Here is a 16,951-nt window from a genome sequence, read left to right as displayed (position 1 = left end):
GGAAAAGGCTTATACGGTTGCCTCCCAACGAGGCCACCGAAATGCCGAAAGCTCCCAAAAACGCTCCGCCAGACCCGCACGCTTCCGAAGCAGGTCTTGCCGTCACGCCCGGCGACGTCACATCAGCGGCGGCTGCGATTCGCGGTTCCGTCATGGTCACTGAATGCGACCAGAGCCGGACGCTGAGCGGGATCTGCGGCTGCAACCTCTGGCTCAAATTCGAGAACCTGCAGTTCACCTCGACCTTCAAGGAGCGCGGCGCGCTCAATCGGCTGCTGGCGCTGTCGCCGGACGAACGACAGCGCGGCGTGATCGCGATGTCGGCCGGCAATCATGCGCAGGGCGTGGCCTATCACGCACACAGGCTTGGCATTCCCGCCGCGATCGTGATGCCGATAGGCACCCCGATGGTGAAGATCGAGAACACCAGGCGTCATGGCGCGGAGATCATCATCTCCGGCAAGACGCTGGAGGAGGCTGCCGAGTTCGCGCGCGGGCATGGCAAGGCAAAAAACCTCACCATGATCCATCCCTATGACGATCCCTTGATCATTGCGGGGCAGGGCACCATCGCGCTCGAAATGCTCGCTTCGGTACCGCAGCTCGATACGTTGGTCGTTCCGATCGGCGGCGGCGGACTGATTTCCGGCATGGCGGTCGCAGCCAAATCGCTGAAGCCGGAGTTGCAGATCATAGGCGTGCAGGCCGAGCTCTATCCCTCGATGTACAACGCCATCAAGGGCGAGAGCCTGCCGATGCGCGGCGACACGCTTGCCGAAGGCATCGCCGTCAAGACCCCAGGCCGGATCACCACCGAAATCATCCGCCGTCTCGTCGACGACATCATTCTCGTCACCGAGGATCAGATCGAGCGTGCGGTGGCGATGCTGATCGCGATCGAAAAGACGGTGGTCGAGGGCGCGGGCGCCGCGGGCCTCGCCGCGGTGCTGGCCGCGCCGGCGCGGTTTGCCGGACGCAATGTCGGCCTCGTGCTCACCGGCGGCAACATCGATACGCGGCTGATCGCCTCGGTGCTGACGCGAGAGCTCGCGCGCGAGGGGCGGCTGACGCAGATTGCCATCGATATCGTCGATAGGCCGGGGCAACTGGCATCGGTCTCGGCTCTATTGGCCGAAGCCGGCGCCAACATCATCGAGGTCTCGCATCAGCGCACGTTCTCCGACCTGCCCGCCAAGGGCACCCTGCTCGAAGTCGTGATCGAAACACGCGACCGCGCGCATCTGGATGATGTGATGAAGCGGCTCGGCGAGGCCGGCTATACCGCATGGTTGCCGGGGCGGCGGTAGGCGCAGCATTTCGAGCGAAGCAGATACCGGTTCGCGTAAAGAAAACCGCGTCAAGAAAAAATGCCCGGGCGCTGACCCGTGCATTCAAAGTGACCGGTGGACGCCTGCTTGGGGAACGAGCGCGCGCTGTATCACTGATAACCCGATGGATCGAGAGCGGCGCCAACAACGAGCCGCACCTCCGTTAGTTAGCCATGAGTCGGGGTTAAACCTCCGCGCGTTTAGAATTCGTGAATTGACTTTGCCCTTAACGAGATCAGGTTTTGCCCGTCGATCCGTCGCGTGATCGAATGCTAGGTTACGCATCTCGGCGTACGCTATTCGCTGCGCTCAATGACAGGCACGGCTTGAGCCGAGCTGACACGGTTCCTAATGTATCCAGTCAGCCCTACCTTCATCTTTTCGCGACACGTCAGGTGCCGCTGCCTGAATCCTTTGCCGCTGGTGCGATAGCTTCGGCGAGCTACCATCGAGGTTTCGGGGCCGGTACGCCGCGGATTGCAGCTATCGGCATCGTGCGCGAAGTACTTCAATTCTCAGATTTAAAGCGGCCTTGCGACTGCGATGGCCGCCAATGTCTCGATTACCGGGAGAAGAGACATGTTGAAGCGGTCATTTATTTTTTCTTTGGCGGCTGCCGCGAGCTTCGTCGTCATATCGCTAGTGGCCTGGTTTGTTCTGGATGCTGATGTGCAGTTAAAAAAGGCGAATGCCACGACTTCAACTACCGGCCTGTCATCCAGGGCCCTAGCTCCTGAGCCTTTCAAAAGGTCCCACGCCGCCAACCAAACGACGACGAGGCTACTTGCACTGAATCGGGGGCAGCATTTAGCTTTCTGGACCGTCGTTCTGAAGAATAGAAAGCAGGTTTGCGATGTTGTTGTTCGGACCAGGTATCAAGGCGGTACTGAATCCGGGGTCGATAACTGGAGCATTGGCTGTCAGGACGGTCACAAATATTCGATAAATGTTAACCCAGACGCGCAGGACTCAGTCTGCACTCGAGACACATTCACCCGAAGTGCTGAATAGCGCCTGTTCTTTCAGCGCGCAGCGACACCGCCTTCAGATACCATCGGCTACACCTTCACGCCCTCGTGTGCGCTGACATTTCACAGCGCCTGTTGTGAATTTGATCACAGCGCCTGTTGTGAATTGAGGTAGACTGAGGGTCCTGGTGCTCTGCCGAAGAATCTGACCAGGAGGCACCCATGAACGTTGCGGCTTGGCTGCACGGTCTGGGGCTGGGGCAATACGAGAAGGCGTTCCGCGAGAACGACATTGACGCCGCTGTCCTTGCCCGCCTGACCGCCGACGATCTGATCGGTATTGGCGTCACCTCGGTCGGCCATCGCCGCAAACTGCTTACTGCGATCGCGGAGTTGCGTGACGGGACGACGTCGACGCCTCCTCCTGCTCCGAGCGCTCCGGCCTCGATATCGGGGCGGGCTTCGCCGCTGCCGGAGGCTGAGAGGCGGCAGGTGACAGTGCTGTTCGCTGACATCGCCGGCTACACGAAGCTCTCCGACGAACTCGACGCTGAGGAAGTCCACGCCCTGCTTGGAAGCTTCTTCGATCTTGCCGACGCAAGCGTCGTCGATCACGGCGGGACTGTTGACAAGCACATCGGTGATTGCGTGATGGCGGTCTTCGGTGCCCCGGTGGCATATGGCAACGACCCTGAGCGATGCGTCCGGGCTGCCCTCGATATCGGAAGCCGCATGCCCCTGGTCGCGGCCGATCTCGGCCGCCCTATTGGCGTGCACATCGGCATTGCCAGTGGCGAGGTTATGGCCAGCGGCACCGGCAGCGCGCGTCACGTTGAATACACTGTCACCGGCGAGTCCGTGAACCTGGCCTCACGCCTGAAGGATAAGGCGGCCACGGGCGAGATCTTCATTTCGGATTCAGTCTACCGGGCGCTCGCCGAACGGGTCGACTGCTCCGAGGTCGGTGAGCTTGCCATCAAAGGGCTCGCAAAGCCGGTCAGGGCGTGGCGACTGCGCGCCTTTCGTGAGCCGGCCCGCTCAGCCCGCCAAGCCTTTGTTGGACGGACCCGCGAACTGCGGCAGCTCGAAGCGGCGCTGGCCCAGTGCCGTGACACGAGACGCGGCCGCGCCATCTACATCCGCGGGGAGGCCGGCATCGGCAAAACCCGCCTGCTCGAGCAGTTCCAGGCGAAGGCTGAAGGGGAAAACTTTGCCTGTCACAGCGCGCTGGTGCTGGACTTCGGAATGGGCTCCGGTCAGGACGCAATCCGCTCGCTGGTCCGCAGCCTGCTCGGTCTGAGGGACGAAAGCAGCCGCGAAGAGATCGGCGCAGCGGCTGAGAAGGCCCGCGACGATGGCATGCTTGCCGACGAGCAGCGGGTGTACCTGAACGACCTCCTGAACCTGCCGCAATCAACCGAGCTGCGTACGCTCTATGATGCGATGGACAACGCGGCCCGTGACCGGGGCAAGCGAGCCACCGTCGCCGAGCTCGTCACCCGCGCGAGCGGCCGTCGTCCTAGGCTGCTGGCGATTGAGGATCTGCACTGGGCTGACCAGCCCACACTCGATCACCTGGCGAGCCTTGCCGAGACAGTCCTTGGGTGTCCCGCGCTTTTGGTCCTGACCTCGCGAATTGAGCGCGACCCGGTCCATGAGCTCTGGCGCCCAACGATTGCCGGTGAGCCGATCCTGACGATCGACCTCGGCTCGCTCCGGCCGCGCGAGGCAAACCAGCTCGCCGGGGCCTATCTTGACGCACTCGGCGAACTCGCCCTGCGCTGCATCGAACGGGCCGCCGGCAATCCGCTGTTTCTGGAGCAACTGTTGCGGCATGCCGAGGAGAGCGCCGATGGCGGCGTCCCGGGATCGATTCGGAGTTTGGTACAGGCGCGCCTGGATCGGCTCGCGATGCCCGACAAGCGGGCGCTGCAAGCAGCCTCCATTCTCGGCCAGCGTTTTACTGCCGAAGCGTTGGCAGCTCTGCTCGATCAACCTGGGTGGAATTGCGCTGACTTGATGCGGCATCGCCTGGTGCGCCCGCAGGGCGATCACTTCCTCTTTGCCCACGCGCTGATCCAGGAGGGCGTCTACGACACGCTGCTCAGGAGCCGCCGCCGCGAGTTGCACCGGCGGGCGGCAGAATGGTTCAGGAGTCGTGACCTGACGTTGTGCGCACAGCACCTCGACCGGGCCGACGACGAGTACGCCCCTCGGGCCTACCTGGAAGCGGCACGCGCGCAAGCAGCGGAGTACCGCACCGAACGGGCCCTGCGTCTTGTCGAACGCGGGCTGGTCCTGGCCAGGAAGCGGGCCGATGTGAGTGCACTATCGCTGCTCCGGGGTGAGATGCTGCATGACCTCGGTTCGATCTCGGAATCGATTGCTGCTTTTGAACAAGCCCTCGCCGTCGCCGATGTTGACATCGAGCGGTGTCGAGCCTGGCTTGGGCTCGCTGCCGGCCTGCGTGTGACGGATCGTTTCAACGAGGCCTTTACGATGCTGGACAAGGCCGCGACGGCGGCGGCTACCGACGACCTTGCCGCGGAGCACGCACGGATCCATCACCTGCGGGGCAACCTCTGCTTCCCGCTCGGAAGGCTCATCGAGTGCCTGCAGGAGCATGAGCGGGCGCTCGACTGCGCCCAAAGAGCTCGTTCACCAGAGATGCAGGCGCGTGCGCTTGGCGGCCTGGGTGATGCGGAATACGCACGCGGCCGTATGGCCAGCGCCCATCGGCACTTCAGCCGGTGCGCGGAGCTGTCGCGCGCGTCCGGCGCCGGACGTATCGAAGTCGCTAATCTCAGTATGGTTGCCCACACTCAGGTGTACCTCAACGATTTCTCCGGCGCGCTCGCGACCGCCCAAATGGCGGTCGAGTTAGCGGCGCGGGTTGGGCATCAGCGGGCGGAAATTATCGCCCACAACGCGGCGTGCAACGTGTTTCGCACGAACGGGGAGTTTGCACGTATGAGGATGCCTGCCGAGCGGGCGCTGATGCTCGCTCGGCAGCTCGGCGCCAAAAGATTTGAGGCGATCAGCCTCAATGATCTGGCCATGGTCGCCCGCGCCGAGGCGAGCCGCACGAAAGCGATGGACCTGCTGTACCGTGCCTTGGCGATCAGCCGGGAGACCGGGGTCAGCTTTGCGGGACCGTGGATCCTCGGCCACCTTGCGGTCACGACCGAGGACCCGATCGAACGTCAAACGGCGCTGACGGAAGGCGAGGAGATTCTCCGCAAAGGCGCCGTGAGCCACAATCATTTGTGGTTCTTCCGGTACGCGATCGATGCCTCGCTGGACTCTCAGGATTGGGACGGGGCGGAGCACTACAGCGCGGCGCTTGAGGACTATACGCGGCCAGAACCGTTACCCTGGGCCAGCTTCTTCGTCCGATATGGACGCGCCATTGGTTCACGTGGTCGGTGCCGGCCCGGACAGGAGACGGCTTGCAAGCTTGGCGAACTGTTGGCCGAGGCCGAGCGCGTCGGCATCGGTCCGGCGCTTGGGCCCTTGCTGCGTCAAGGCACCAGCCCCCCTCGGCAGCAAGAAACGTGATGTGAAAGTGGACGGAGTTTTTTAGCGGAGATCCGCTCCGCATCAAGGAACGCCATTTCTGCGATGACGTTCGCGGGCTCTCTCCCGGTTTATTGAGCAACCGCCGGGAGCCCAACAGTGGGAGTAACCTCAGGCCCAACTGGCCGATCATTGCGTGGAAACAGGAGGAGATCATGCAAGCCATCGCCACTGAAACCTTTATCGGCAATATGCGCGGCCCGGTCATCAGGCAAACGGATGCCGATTATGACGGTGTGCGGAGCCTCTACAACGGGATGATCGATAAGTGTCCCGTGATGATTGCGCGATGCACCGACGTCGCTGACGTTGTCACTGCGGTCAATTTTGCAAGGCAGAACGATCTCAAGGTGGCGATCCGCGGAGGCGGGCACAACGGGCCGGGCCTTGGTAGTGTCGACGACGGGCTGATGATCGACATGTCGCTGATGAAAGGCGTGCGGGTCGATCCCACCGCCTGCACTGTCCGCGCCGGTCCCGGCTGCACGCAGGGCGACGTCGACCACGCCACCCACATATACGGGCTCGCGGTGCCGGCCGGCATCGTCTCGACGACCGGTATCGCCGGCCTCACGCTCGGCGGCGGCACCGGATACCTGACCCGCAAGCATGGCCTCACCATCGACAATCTTCTCGAGGCGGATGTCGTGCTGGCCGACGGTCGCATTGTCACCGCCAATAAGTCTGAGAACGCTGACCTCTACTGGGGGCTGCGCGGCGGCGGCGGCAATTTCGGCATCGTCACGAGCTTCCTGTTCCAGGCTCATCCGGTCAACCTGGTCTATGCCGGTCCAGTCTTCTGGGATCTCGAAAATGCCCGGACCGTCATGCAGAAGTACAGGGATTTCCTGCCTGGCGCTCCCGAGGAGCTCGGGGTTTTTGTAGGGCTGAAGACTGTTCCACCGGTGGACCCGTTCCCAGCAGAGCATCAGGGCAAGCGCGCCTGTGCCATCATCGCATGCTACACTGGCCCAACAGAAGACGGCCAAGCGGTCATGGCCAAGTTGCTTGGTGAACTGCCCCCGCCGCTTTTCAACTGGATGGGCGAAATGCCCTATCCGGCTCTCCAGTCTATGTTCGATCCGTTTTTCCCGAAGGGCTTGCAATGGTACTGGCGTGGCGATTTCGTGAAAGAACTGACCGACGAAGCAATTGATGCTCATATTGCCCAGGCACAGAAACTGCCGAGCACGCTCTCGCTCATGCATCTTTATCCGATCGACGGCGCTGTCCGTCGCGTGGGCAAGAGCGACACCGCCTGGAACACGCGCGACGCGACCTGGTCGATGGTCATCGCCGGCATCGATCCCAATCCGCAAAAGGCAGGCGAAATCACGCGCTGGACCAGGGGCTATTGGGAGGCCGTGCACCCTTACTCGGCTGACGGCGGCTATGTGAATTTCATGATGGACGATGGGGACGCCAACAGGCTCAAGGCCACCTATGGCGACAACTACGACCGCCTCGTTGCATTGAAAGCCAAGTACGACCCGACAAACTTCTTCAGCATCAACCAGAACATCAGGCCACTCAACGCGTAGAGGATCACGTCTGCCGCGCGGTTCAATCGCGCCAAGGAGTCTTAACGGAGCGTTCGCTTCATGGAACGAAGGAGCGCTCAGGCTTGCCAAACCATCATTACGCGATGCATCCGGAGTCCACCGCAGCCAGCAAGTATCGCTGAGCGGCGCCTCTCCGTTGCTATCCTCCGCGAATGCGTTGCTCGATGTTGGCCGCTGGTCCCCCCGCGCGCGCGTTGCGAGTGCCTGATGGAGGTGTTTGTGAGCCCGCCATGCTTTTCCACGGACCAATAGTTTCGACGATGATATTTATTCCGGCCACCGCGCTGTCGATTTGACGCTGCACGCTTTCGACCTCGGACTTCAGGAATTCCTGCATTTTCTGGAGTTCAGAAGCCAGCTTGTGAAGTTCGTCCATCGAATTTGAGGTCAACCGGGCGACGGACGCGTTGAATCGCTCGGTGGTGATCTCCAATGGACCAGCGGGATTCGATCTCTCTTTGCCGGGTTGTGTCGCCAGCGCCTCCTCCGGCGGAGGCGTTTTCTCGTCGGGTGCGGCAGACGTTGGGGTATCCATCAGCTCCTCCCTTCGTGCCCCCCGGCTCGCTGCAATAGTCGTCATTGAGTCGTTGGGCGATTTGGTGGCGCGGCGGTGGCGATCCATGGCCAGGCTCGAGTTTCCGGTTTACCCCGGTTAAACTTCGATCATGTGGCACTGAGAACGCTGCGCCCCTAATTCACCAGCCGCACCTCGCCTGTGTCGCTGACGTCGTAGCCGCCGAGTTCGGTGGCACGGTCGCGGAAGCCCGCCTCGCGCATGAAGTCGAACAGCGCCTGCGGCCCCTTCATGAAATAGTCGCGCTGCCGCAGCACGAGGTCGAAGCGTTCCCAGGCGAGGGGGAGGAAATCGAGCCCGGCCGTGCGCGCGACCGATCGCGTCGCGATCCCGCAATCGATGCGGCCGGCGCGGATCGCCTGGGCGATGTCGGGGCCGGTCGGAAAGGCAGGCTTTGCCAGTTTCAAATCGTCGAGCGCAATGCCGCCGCGAGCCAGTAGCGCGAGCAGCAGTAGTTGCGCGCCGGCGCCGGCGGGACGTTGCGCCATGCGCGCGCGCGACGTGGCGATCGAGGCCATGTCGCTCAAGCCCAGCGGATTGCCCGGCGCAACGAGAATGCCTTGCTCACGCCGTGCAAAACTCAGCACCACCGCATCGTGCAATCCCGGCGCATCGGTGACCGCGTCAAGATTAGCCGTTTCGTCATCGCCATCGAGCCGGTGCAGATGGATGGCAGCGACCATCACCTCGGCCCGCGTCAGCCGTCGCAGGCCTTCCTCGCTGCCTTCGGGCAGGCTGGCGAGGCCGGAATTGCTTTCGCGCAGCGCCCATTCCAGCAGCGGATCATGACTGCCGCCCATGATCGGCGGCGCTGCAACCTGCGCCAGCACCGCGGGCGCGATCAGGCCGGCGGACACCCAGCGGTCCAGGGCTGCGCGGGGAAACAGCCAGCGTCCGGTCACCTTGCTGCAAGGCACCGCGCGCTCCGCCACCAGCTCGTAGAGCTTGCGCTCCGAGAGCCGCAGATACTCGGCCGCCTCGTCAGTGGTGAGCAGTTCCGGCATAGGCACCTATATGCATATGAGTGCAGATGTTGCGAAAATTGACCATATTGGTCCTATCTGCGCAAGATGTCTGCCGAACGGAATTTTCCATGCCCAACGACGTAACAGCCCTTCACCTCGTGCTCAGTGGCGATCCCGCGCTGTTCGCCATCGTGCGGCTGTCGCTCCATGTGAGCCTGTCTGCGGTGGTGCTGGCCGCGCTGATCGGCATTCCCCTGGGCGCCTGGATTGCGCTGACGAAATTCCCCGGGCGCCAGGGCCTCATCGTCCTGCTCAACGCCCTGATGGGGTTGCCGCCGGTCGTTGTCGGCCTTGCGGTCTATCTGATGCTGTCGCGCTCCGGGCCGCTCGGCTCGTTCGGTCTGTTGTTCACGGCGGGCGCGATGATCATCGCGCAGACCGTGCTGGTCACCCCGATCATCGCCGCGCTGACGCGCCAGACCATCGAGGATCTCTGGATCGAATACCGCGACGAACTCACCGCGATGAATCTCGGCCCCGTTGGCCGCGTCATGACGCTGATCTGGGACGCGCGCTTCAGCCTCGTCACCGCGCTGCTGGCCGGCTTCGGCCGTGCGGCGGCGGAGGTCGGCGCCATCATCATCGTCGGCGGCAATATCGAGGGCTTCACTCGTACGATGACGACGGCGATTGCGCTGGAAACGTCGAAGGGCGACTTGCCGCTCGCGGTCGGCCTCGGCTTCGTGCTGATCGCGATCGTGATCGCCGTCAACGCGCTGGCGTGGACCGCCCGCCGCGCCGGCGAACGACTGGCGGGATGACCATGCGCGCCCCTTCGAGCGAACTGCCGATTGAATTCAATGGCGTTACGGTGACGGCAGGTCCCGTCACGATACTCGACAATATCTCGCTCACTTTGCTCTCGGGCCTGCCGACGGTGCTGATCGGCCCGAACGGCTCGGGCAAATCCACGCTGCTGCGCGTGGCGATGGGGCTGCTCACGCCTTCGCGCGGGCGCATCACCTGGGGCGGCCTGGAACATGTCCCGCCGCTCAGGCGCGCGATCGTGTTTCAGCGCCCGGCGATGCTCCGGCGCAGCGCCGCCGCCAATATCCGCTTCGCGCTGCGCGCCGCCGGCATCCCGCGCGCGGAGCATGCGCGCCGTACCGGCGAGCTGCTCGAACTGGTCGGTCTCGGCCAACTGGCCGACCGCGCCGCGCGCAGGCTATCCGGCGGCGAACAGCAGCGGCTGGCGCTGGCGCGGGCGCTCGCACGCGATCCCGCGGTGCTGTTTCTGGACGAGCCGACCGCGAGCCTCGATCCGGTAGCCACCAAGGCGGTGGAAGACATCATCCGCGCGGTCAGCGAGCGAAACATCAAGGTCGTGATGGCGACCCACGATCTCGGCGAAGCGCGCCGGCTCGCCGGCGACATCGTCATGCTTCACCGCGGCCGCATCGTGGAAACCGGCGCCGCCGCGTCGTTCTTCGATTGGCCGCAAACCGCCGAGGCCAGGACGTTCCTCGCGGGCGAACTACTAGTTTGATGGGAGAAAACAAGTGAACATGCTTACGCGCCGTTTGATCATGGCGGTGACCGCCAGCTTCGTATTCGTAGGCCACGCCGTCGCACAGGACAAATCGATCGTGGTGGCCTCGACTACCTCGACGCAGGATTCCGGCCTGTTCGGCCACATCCTGCCGATGTTCAAGGCCAAGACCGGCATCGACGTGAAGGTGGTGGCGCAGGGCACCGGACAAGCGCTCGATACCGCGCGCCGCGGCGATGCCGACGTCGTGTTCGTCCACGCCAAACCTGCGGAAGAAAAGTTCCTCGCCGAAGGCTTTGGCGTCAAGCGTTACCCCGTGATGTACAACGACTTCACCCTGATCGGCCCGAAGGGCGATCCGGCCGGCATCAAGGGCTCGAAGGACATCGTTGCAGCGCTCACGGCGATCAAGGCCAAGGGCGCCGACTTCATTTCCCGCGGCGACAAGTCCGGCACCCATCAGGCTGAGCTCAACCTCTGGAAGGTCGCCGGCGTCGACATCGCCAAGGACAAGGGCCCCTGGTACAAGGAAATCGGGCAGGGCATGGGCGCGGCGCTCAACACCGCATCGGCCTCCAACGCCTATGTGCTCGCCGATCGCGGTACCTGGCTGTCGTTCAAGAACCGCGGCGATCTCGCCATCGCGGTCGAAGGCGACAGGCGGCTGTTCAACCAGTATGGCGTCATGCTGGTGAACCCGGAAAAACATCCGAGCGTCAAGAAGGATCTTGGCCAGCAGTTGATCGACTGGCTGGTGTCGTCGGAAGGCCAGAAGGCGATCGCCGACTACAAGATCAACGGCGAGCAGTTGTTCTATCCCAACGCCAGCGATTCCGGCGCGTGATGCAGTCGCGGCTTTCGGTTGCCCTTGCGGCTCTCGCGATCATGACGACGCCCGCGATGGCAGAGGAAACAATCTTGCTTCACGCCGCCGGCAGCCTGCGCGCGGCGCTGACTGAGACGGCAAAAGCTTTCGAAGCCGCAGGCCTCGGCAAGGTGCAGGCGAAGTTCGGCGCATCCGGTCTGTTGAAAGACGAGATCGCCACTGGCGCCAAAGCAGAGGTGTTCGCCTCCGCCAATATGGAGCACCCGCAGGCGCTGGCCGCGGAGAAGCGCAGCGGCCCCGTGGTGCTGTTCGCGCGCAACCGGCTGTGCGCGCTGGCGCGGCCCGGCCTCGAGGTTACGTCGGCCGCGCTCTTGGACCGTATGCTCGACCCGCAAGTGAAGCTCGGCACCTCGACGCCGAAGGCCGATCCGTCGGGTGATTACGCCTGGGAGGTTTTTCGCAAAGCCGAGAAGCTCAAGGCAGGCGCCTCAGCTACGCTCGAGAAGAAAGCGCTGCAACTCACCGGCGGGCCCGCGAGCCCGCCCGCGCCGCAGGGCCGCTCGGTCTATGGCGAGCTCGTCACGCAACGCGCCGCCGATATCTTCCTGACCTATTGCACCAGCGCGCTCGTCGCGCAGCGCGAAAACCCCACGCAGCAGATCGTCGCATTGCCCGATGCGCTCGCGGTCGGCGCCGATTACGGCCTGACCGTGATGAACGGCGCCTCGGCGCCGGCGTATCAATTCGCAATGTTCATTCTCTCGGCGGAAGGTCAGCGCACGCTGGCAAAACACGGTTTTGCGGCGCCCGCTCTGCCGCAATAGGGGCTCTCGATGCTTCGCTCAGGTCTTGTCGCCATTGCGCTACTCGCCTTGCTCGGCCCAGCCAAGGCCGCCGACGACGGCTGCGAAAAATTCGCATGGTCGCTGGCGCGCGAACGCGCGGCGTTCGCCGCAGCCGGCAAGACGACGATTGCGGCCGGCGAGACGCTGGCAGCGCTGCCGGCGGGCGCGCTGGTCATTCGCCTGCAGCCGGTGGCCAAAGCCTCGTTCGAAATGCCGCCCGAGCGCAAGCCGCGAATGGAGCAGTGGCACGGCGGCATGGTGCGATTGCCCGCGCTGGCCAAGCCCGGCATCTACCAGATTACGCTCTCCGACGACGCCTGGATCGACGTGATCCAGAACGGCCGCTATGCCCGCTCCGTCGCAGCACCGGCCGCAGCGATTGCCCGGGCGTGCGCAAGAGCGTGCGGCTCGATCTCGATGCGAGTCCGGTCGTGCTGCAGGTCAGCGGTGTGGCGCCGGATGCGATCGCCATCACGATCGGCGCGGTGGAATAGGTTCCACGACGCCAGCAAATTGCGACGCCATAGCACAGTGAACGCGCTTATTGCGCTGTCGAGGATCGGCTTCTCTGTTAAACAGGTCATTAGCGCAAGGTGAGGGCTCAGTGATGGCGTCTCAAGCTTCGGGCGAGATCAAACCGCGCAAGGTGCTGCTTTTCAGCGGCCACATGATCGATAACCCGACCCGTGAGGAGCCCCGGTTCCCGGCAGACAAGGAGCCGATCGCCGCCAAAGCGATCGGAGATCTGCTCGATCAGATCGCCGTGGAGCGCGGCGATCTGGCGATTTGCGGAGGCGCGTGTGGCGGGGATCTGCTGTTCGCCGAGGCAGCGCTGGCCCGGCAATTGACCCTTGCGATCTATCTTCCATTTGAGGAGGACAAGTTTCTTGCGAAATCCGTCGACTTTGCCGATGCGGACTGGCGTTCGCGCTATTTCGCAGCGAAATCACAGGCCGTATTGCACATCGCGCCCGAAGAGCTTGGCCCGCTCAAGGCTGACGAAAATCCCTACGAACGCAACAATTTGTGGATGCTGCAAGTGGCCACGGGATACGGTGCCGAAAAGGTCGATTTTCTCTGCCTGTGGAACGGAGCCGGCAGCGACGGCCCGGGCGGAACCCAGCACCTGATGCAGGAGGTGCAAAAAAAGGGTGGCCGGACCCATTGGCTGGACACGAGGCAACTGTGGTCGTGAGGCGGAGATTGCCTTTGCTCCGTCAGTCCTTCGTCACGAATCGCTGGAATGGCGTCATGTCCACGAACTTCGCGGCATACTCTCGTCCTACAGACTGCATCTCGCCGATGTATTTGATCTGATCCAGCGCCTGGACGTGATCCGGATCGATCTTCTTCAGCCCCAAAGCGTCGAGGCCGCTTCGGCTCACATCGGGGTTGTAGCGGGCATACAGGAATTGGCGGCCGCAATCTTCTTCGGGCGGAACGACGTCCCCCTTGAGCGGATCGCCCTGCCGCGGAATCATGTCGCCGACCTCGCGGTCGATCAGCTCGCCGAACACGCAGCGGCCGATAGCGCGGCAATTGATATCCTGGTCGATCGCAGCGCCGCCCATCAGCACGCCGGGAAGGTGCGCGACGTTGGCCGGGATCAATTGTCCGCGCGCGTTGAGGTCACGGCTGACCGCTGCCGCCGCTCCCGCGCCGACCGAAATCAGCATCATGCGGTCCTCCCCGGTAGGCCAGTTCAGCCGGTACTGCGGCAGCGTCGCCATCCGGAACAGCAGGAAGGCCGGGTTATTGTAAGGTGTGACGCCGCCATCGACGAAGAAGAAGGTTTTTGCCGGGTCATCTTTATCCCACTCGACTATTTCGGGCGGGAAATAGACGGGGGCGGCGGTGCTCGCCCGCACCAGCTGCCACAGCGGAATTTTCAGATTGCTGTCCGGGCGGTCGCGATCGTTGTACCGGGCGAGGGGATTGCTGGAGACGGGCCACGGCGAATCCGTCGTTGCATTTCGCGTGACGACCAACAGCAGCGAACGCAGGTCTTTGGCTCCAAGCGTGCGCTCCCCGAACACGTCGTTCAGTTTCTCGCGCAGCGGATCGGCCTGATAGAAGCTGCGCAGCCGGCCGATCAGGGATGTTTTTTCGAACATCAGCGGTCCCGCCTCGATGTAGAAATCGATCAGTTCCTGAACTGACTTTCCTATCGCGAGGCCGGCCGCGATGATGGCGCCGGTGCTGGTGCCGCCGATATAGTCGAAGAAATCTCCGAGACGGAATGACGCGCCTTTGTTGGTTGCCGTCGCCAGATCCTGCTCGATCTTGCGCAGGATTTCGAGAGACATCACGCCGCGGATTCCGCCGCCATCGAGCGCCAGCAGCCTGCGCGGTTTTGCGGTCGAAGATTCTGCTTGCCCGTTGAGATCAGCCATTTGTCGCCCCGATTTGCTGTCGTGTTTCGAACCTGTCAGGGCGGCAATAGCTCGCCGAGCGCGCTCAGTTGCTTGTTCAGCGAATCTTCCATCCATTTCACGGCGTTACCGTCGCGCCCGGCCTTTATCAGGCGCTGGCGTTCCTTCTCGATAGTCTCGATCTTGAGAGTTTGCGCCTCCTCTCTGCGGCCTAACCCGAACAAGGCCTCGACCTTTGACGCGTTAATCCAGAATGGTTCCTCGCTCCCTACTCCAGGATTAACGTTCAGAGGCTTAAGCTCATCCGTGCGCGTTCCTGCCTGCAGCAGCCGATCGCAAATAATCAGAACATCCGCCCGAACGCGCCGGGCGAGAAGCCGATCCACCAAAGCCTCATCGCCCTCGCTGCGGGACGCGCGAACGTCGAGCACGAATGCGTAGTTGATACCGTTATAATAATCGGTTCGGATGTAGTAGCCCCTGCCATAAGCCCGCACCGCTTCATCGAGATCTTCTGGATTTGCGATCTCATCCCACAGCCGTTTGTGGATGGCGCCCCACAGTCCCACCGTCTCGGCATCGCTCGACGTCTGTGGCGCAAGTGCGTTCAGAATATTCTTTGCATTGATCAGCGATGCCTTCCTATCCGGCTGCTGGAACTTGTAGGTCGCGAGCGCCAGTTGCTGGAGGATGTAGGGGTCGTCAGGCTGCATCGTCTTCAGGCGTTTCAAAAGGGCCAACGGCAGAGCCCAGTCTTCGGCCTCGGTAACCCCGTCCTTCGCGGCGCGAAAGCTTACGAGCAGTTCGGCGAAGCTCTTCTGCTCCCGGTCCACGGGTTCAGAGGAGGGCGCCGGCGGCCCCGCGGCTGCGATCGCCTTCGCCTTGGGAAGGCTGGCAGGCCGAAGCGAGGGGATGAACAGGAAGACCGGGCTGTCGGGCTCGGGACTGTCCATCAGCGTCGTGATCTTTTTTGTCAGTTCCTTCCTGACCCGCATCACCTCCTTGAACCCGATCTCCTTTCCGAGGTGTTCGTATTTCAGGATGCTGAGATGATTGAGGTCGAACGGGAAGCTGAAGTTCTTCTCCGCCAGCACGATCGTCCGTTGTGGGCGGAGCGCGTGACGAACGCCGAGCTCATACACCGCGTTGACATTGGCCGTGGACAGGTCCGCAATGACCAGATCCGCCGAAAGCAGATTGTCGTACATCGGCTTGTCGATGACGGTGGAATGGATGATCTCGTCCGCGCGAACGCAGGTGTGGCCGGCCTCTTCCACCACCGGCTTGATGATGTCTTCGTAGGTCCTGTTCAGGTTCAGAACACGCTGCGGGTTTGACTGAAAGTCGGTCTTCTCGCCAAAGCCCATAATGACAAAACAGCTACCCATAATATCCCCGGCCGGCTGGTAAGCGGCACCGCTGGAGTCGTCGGCAATCAATGGTTGCTTATGAAATGATGCACAAGTCTGAACCGGAACGAGTGTGATTGCAAGCTGGAAGCTGGAAGTTTCGCGGGTGGATGTGCTGCCGAAGTCAACGCGAACTTCGCGATGGTCGATTGTTCAGAAGAACTGCGTTCAGTTTCATGAATATTCGTTCAGCCGATCGTGGGCTTTATGTCGCACGCCGGAACGTCACGTGCGCCGGCCGGTTAGCCTTCACTCGTTCTACTGGAGTTCGACGATGAAGAAGCTAGCTATCGTGTTTGCCGTTGGTGCCGCCGCACTGATGGGAGGTTCCGCGGCCTACGCCGCCGACAATGCGGTGAAGTCGAGATCTTCGGCGGATGCCTCCCGGACTGCCACGCAGTCCTCGACCGACATCAGCGCGCAATATCGCTATCGCCACTGGCATGGCCATCACCATCACCACTGGCGCCACCGTCATTACCGGCCGTACTATGGGAGCTACAACTACTATGCCCCGCGCCGGTACGGCTATTACGGTCCCCGCTACTACGGCGGCGGCCCCGGCGTAACCTTCAGCTTCGGCACCGGCGGCTACCGCTGGTAGGAGAGGTTGCAAGAAACGAAAAGCCCGCGAGCGCCGCGGGCTTTTTGTATGCTCGATGGATGACGCCGCGCCATTGATCGATGGTGCCGGCGGCTGGATCGGTGTACGCATGAGATTGGCGCCATGGCGCCGATCCCCTCCGTTGAAAGCAACCAAAATGAGCGAGCGACTTGAAACGCTGAAGAAAGCCCGTGAGCGCATGATCGAGGACAGGGACATGCATGCGAAGGTGCTGGCCGCTCCCTTTGACCGCGACAAAGCCGAACGGGCCCGCAACAAGTTCATCGAGATTCAGGTGCTGATCGACGCCCTGGACCGCGCGATTGGCGGGGAGGGGCAGGCTCGTTAACATCAGGCTCGCCAACATAATGGC

At 62.7% G+C, this 16,951-nt stretch carries 15 protein-coding genes; 11 read left to right on the top strand and 4 right to left on the bottom strand.

The genetic code is table 11. The features are described 5' to 3' along the window. Window positions 1-41 precede the first annotated feature (41 nt). The 3 genes from C7G61_RS00720 (at window position 42) to C7G61_RS00705 (ending at window position 7,413) form a co-directional block, all read left to right on the top strand. Window positions 42-1,307, top strand: a complete 1,266-nt coding sequence (locus C7G61_RS00720) for a threonine ammonia-lyase (RefSeq protein WP_108512769.1) — start codon at window positions 42-44, stop codon at window positions 1,305-1,307. A 1,211-nt stretch (window positions 1,308-2,518) separates the two neighbouring features. After that, entirely contained in the window at window positions 2,519-5,854 is a 3,336-nt protein-coding gene (locus C7G61_RS00710; RefSeq protein WP_108512161.1) for an adenylate/guanylate cyclase domain-containing protein, read from the top strand. A 173-nt stretch (window positions 5,855-6,027) separates the two neighbouring features. Continuing rightward, window positions 6,028-7,413, top strand: coding sequence for an FAD-binding oxidoreductase (locus C7G61_RS00705; protein WP_108512160.1), 1,386 nt, complete (start codon window positions 6,028-6,030; stop codon window positions 7,411-7,413). Window positions 7,414-7,573: 160 nt separating this feature from the next. On the opposite strand, the gene C7G61_RS00700 is transcribed toward C7G61_RS00705, so the two are convergent. Together C7G61_RS00700 and C7G61_RS00695 are read right to left on the bottom strand one after the other, a co-directional pair. Continuing rightward, window positions 7,574-7,969, bottom strand: coding sequence for a hypothetical protein (locus tag C7G61_RS00700; RefSeq protein WP_145963532.1), 396 nt, complete (start codon window positions 7,967-7,969; stop codon window positions 7,574-7,576). A gap of 155 nt (window positions 7,970-8,124) precedes the next feature. Further along, the gene (locus tag C7G61_RS00695) at window positions 8,125-9,012 is read right to left on the bottom strand and encodes a helix-turn-helix transcriptional regulator (RefSeq protein WP_108512158.1); all 888 of its coding nucleotides are present in this window, start codon (window positions 9,010-9,012) and stop codon (window positions 8,125-8,127) included. An 89-nt stretch (window positions 9,013-9,101) separates the two neighbouring features. Between C7G61_RS00695 and C7G61_RS00690 the strand changes: the two genes are divergently transcribed. The 6 genes from C7G61_RS00690 to C7G61_RS00665 are packed head-to-tail and all read left to right on the top strand — an operon-like array spanning window position 9,102 to window position 13,388. After that, complete coding sequence (locus C7G61_RS00690; RefSeq protein ID WP_108512157.1) at window positions 9,102-9,794, top strand: ABC transporter permease; 693 nt, start codon at window positions 9,102-9,104, stop codon at window positions 9,792-9,794. A gap of 2 nt (window positions 9,795-9,796) precedes the next feature. Further along, window positions 9,797-10,519, top strand: a complete 723-nt coding sequence (locus tag C7G61_RS00685; RefSeq protein ID WP_108512768.1) for an energy-coupling factor ABC transporter ATP-binding protein — start codon at window positions 9,797-9,799, stop codon at window positions 10,517-10,519. 19 nt (window positions 10,520-10,538) lie between these two features. Next, the gene (locus C7G61_RS00680) at window positions 10,539-11,366 is read left to right on the top strand and encodes an ABC transporter substrate-binding protein (RefSeq protein ID WP_190241648.1); all 828 of its coding nucleotides are present in this window, start codon (window positions 10,539-10,541) and stop codon (window positions 11,364-11,366) included. Then, complete coding sequence (locus tag C7G61_RS00675) at window positions 11,366-12,172, top strand: molybdate ABC transporter substrate-binding protein (protein ID WP_108512156.1); 807 nt, start codon at window positions 11,366-11,368, stop codon at window positions 12,170-12,172. Before C7G61_RS00680 ends, C7G61_RS00675 begins: the two co-directional genes overlap by 1 nt. Before the next feature lie 9 nt (window positions 12,173-12,181). After that, window positions 12,182-12,790, top strand: coding sequence for a hypothetical protein (locus tag C7G61_RS00670; protein WP_108512155.1), 609 nt, complete (start codon window positions 12,182-12,184; stop codon window positions 12,788-12,790). A 49-nt stretch (window positions 12,791-12,839) separates the two neighbouring features. Further along, entirely contained in the window at window positions 12,840-13,388 is a 549-nt protein-coding gene (locus C7G61_RS00665; protein WP_244608084.1) for a hypothetical protein, read from the top strand. Window positions 13,389-13,410: 22 nt separating this feature from the next. On the opposite strand, the gene C7G61_RS00660 is transcribed toward C7G61_RS00665, so the two are convergent. Then, window positions 13,411-14,586: a patatin-like phospholipase family protein gene (locus C7G61_RS00660; protein ID WP_108512153.1), complete on the bottom strand. Its 1,176-nt coding sequence runs from the start codon at window positions 14,584-14,586 to the stop codon at window positions 13,411-13,413. Between the two features lie 35 nt (window positions 14,587-14,621). Further along, window positions 14,622-16,004: a TRAFs-binding domain-containing protein gene (locus C7G61_RS00655; protein ID WP_145963531.1), complete on the bottom strand. Its 1,383-nt coding sequence runs from the start codon at window positions 16,002-16,004 to the stop codon at window positions 14,622-14,624. A 244-nt stretch (window positions 16,005-16,248) separates the two neighbouring features. Here C7G61_RS00655 and C7G61_RS00650 point away from each other — a divergent pair, with 244 nt between their 5' ends. Then, window positions 16,249-16,578, top strand: coding sequence for a hypothetical protein (locus C7G61_RS00650; protein WP_108512151.1), 330 nt, complete (start codon window positions 16,249-16,251; stop codon window positions 16,576-16,578). Between the two features lie 157 nt (window positions 16,579-16,735). Continuing rightward, window positions 16,736-16,927, top strand: coding sequence for a hypothetical protein (locus C7G61_RS00645; protein ID WP_108512766.1), 192 nt, complete (start codon window positions 16,736-16,738; stop codon window positions 16,925-16,927). Window positions 16,928-16,951 lie beyond the last annotated feature (24 nt).

It is taken from the genome of Bradyrhizobium algeriense, from assembly GCF_003062295.1.
Taxonomy (GTDB): Bacteria; Pseudomonadota; Alphaproteobacteria; order Rhizobiales; family Xanthobacteraceae; genus Bradyrhizobium; species Bradyrhizobium algeriense.
This window is presented reverse-complemented; position numbering and strand designations above follow the sequence as displayed.

Bases quoted from the DNA above. Each gene is read 5' to 3' on its own strand.
- C7G61_RS00720 (WP_108512769.1), top strand. From the start codon at position 42: ATGCCGAAAGCTCCCAAAAACGCTCCGCCAGACCCGCACGCTTCCGAA.
- C7G61_RS00710 (WP_108512161.1), top strand. From the start codon at position 2,519: ATGAACGTTGCGGCTTGGCTGCACGGTCTGGGGCTGGGGCAATACGAG.
- C7G61_RS00705 (WP_108512160.1), top strand. From the start codon at position 6,028: ATGCAAGCCATCGCCACTGAAACCTTTATCGGCAATATGCGCGGCCCG.
- C7G61_RS00700 (WP_145963532.1), bottom strand. From the start codon at position 7,969: ATGGATACCCCAACGTCTGCCGCACCCGACGAGAAAACGCCTCCGCCG.
- C7G61_RS00695 (WP_108512158.1), bottom strand. From the start codon at position 9,012: ATGCCGGAACTGCTCACCACTGACGAGGCGGCCGAGTATCTGCGGCTC.
- C7G61_RS00690 (WP_108512157.1), top strand. From the start codon at position 9,102: ATGCCCAACGACGTAACAGCCCTTCACCTCGTGCTCAGTGGCGATCCC.
- C7G61_RS00685 (WP_108512768.1), top strand. From the start codon at position 9,797: ATGCGCGCCCCTTCGAGCGAACTGCCGATTGAATTCAATGGCGTTACG.
- C7G61_RS00680 (WP_190241648.1), top strand. From the start codon at position 10,539: ATGCTTACGCGCCGTTTGATCATGGCGGTGACCGCCAGCTTCGTATTC.
- C7G61_RS00675 (WP_108512156.1), top strand. From the start codon at position 11,366: ATGCAGTCGCGGCTTTCGGTTGCCCTTGCGGCTCTCGCGATCATGACG.
- C7G61_RS00670 (WP_108512155.1), top strand. From the start codon at position 12,182: ATGCTTCGCTCAGGTCTTGTCGCCATTGCGCTACTCGCCTTGCTCGGC.
- C7G61_RS00660 (WP_108512153.1), bottom strand. From the start codon at position 14,586: ATGGCTGATCTCAACGGGCAAGCAGAATCTTCGACCGCAAAACCGCGC.
- C7G61_RS00650 (WP_108512151.1), top strand. From the start codon at position 16,249: ATGAAGAAGCTAGCTATCGTGTTTGCCGTTGGTGCCGCCGCACTGATG.
- C7G61_RS00645 (WP_108512766.1), top strand. From the start codon at position 16,736: ATGAGCGAGCGACTTGAAACGCTGAAGAAAGCCCGTGAGCGCATGATC.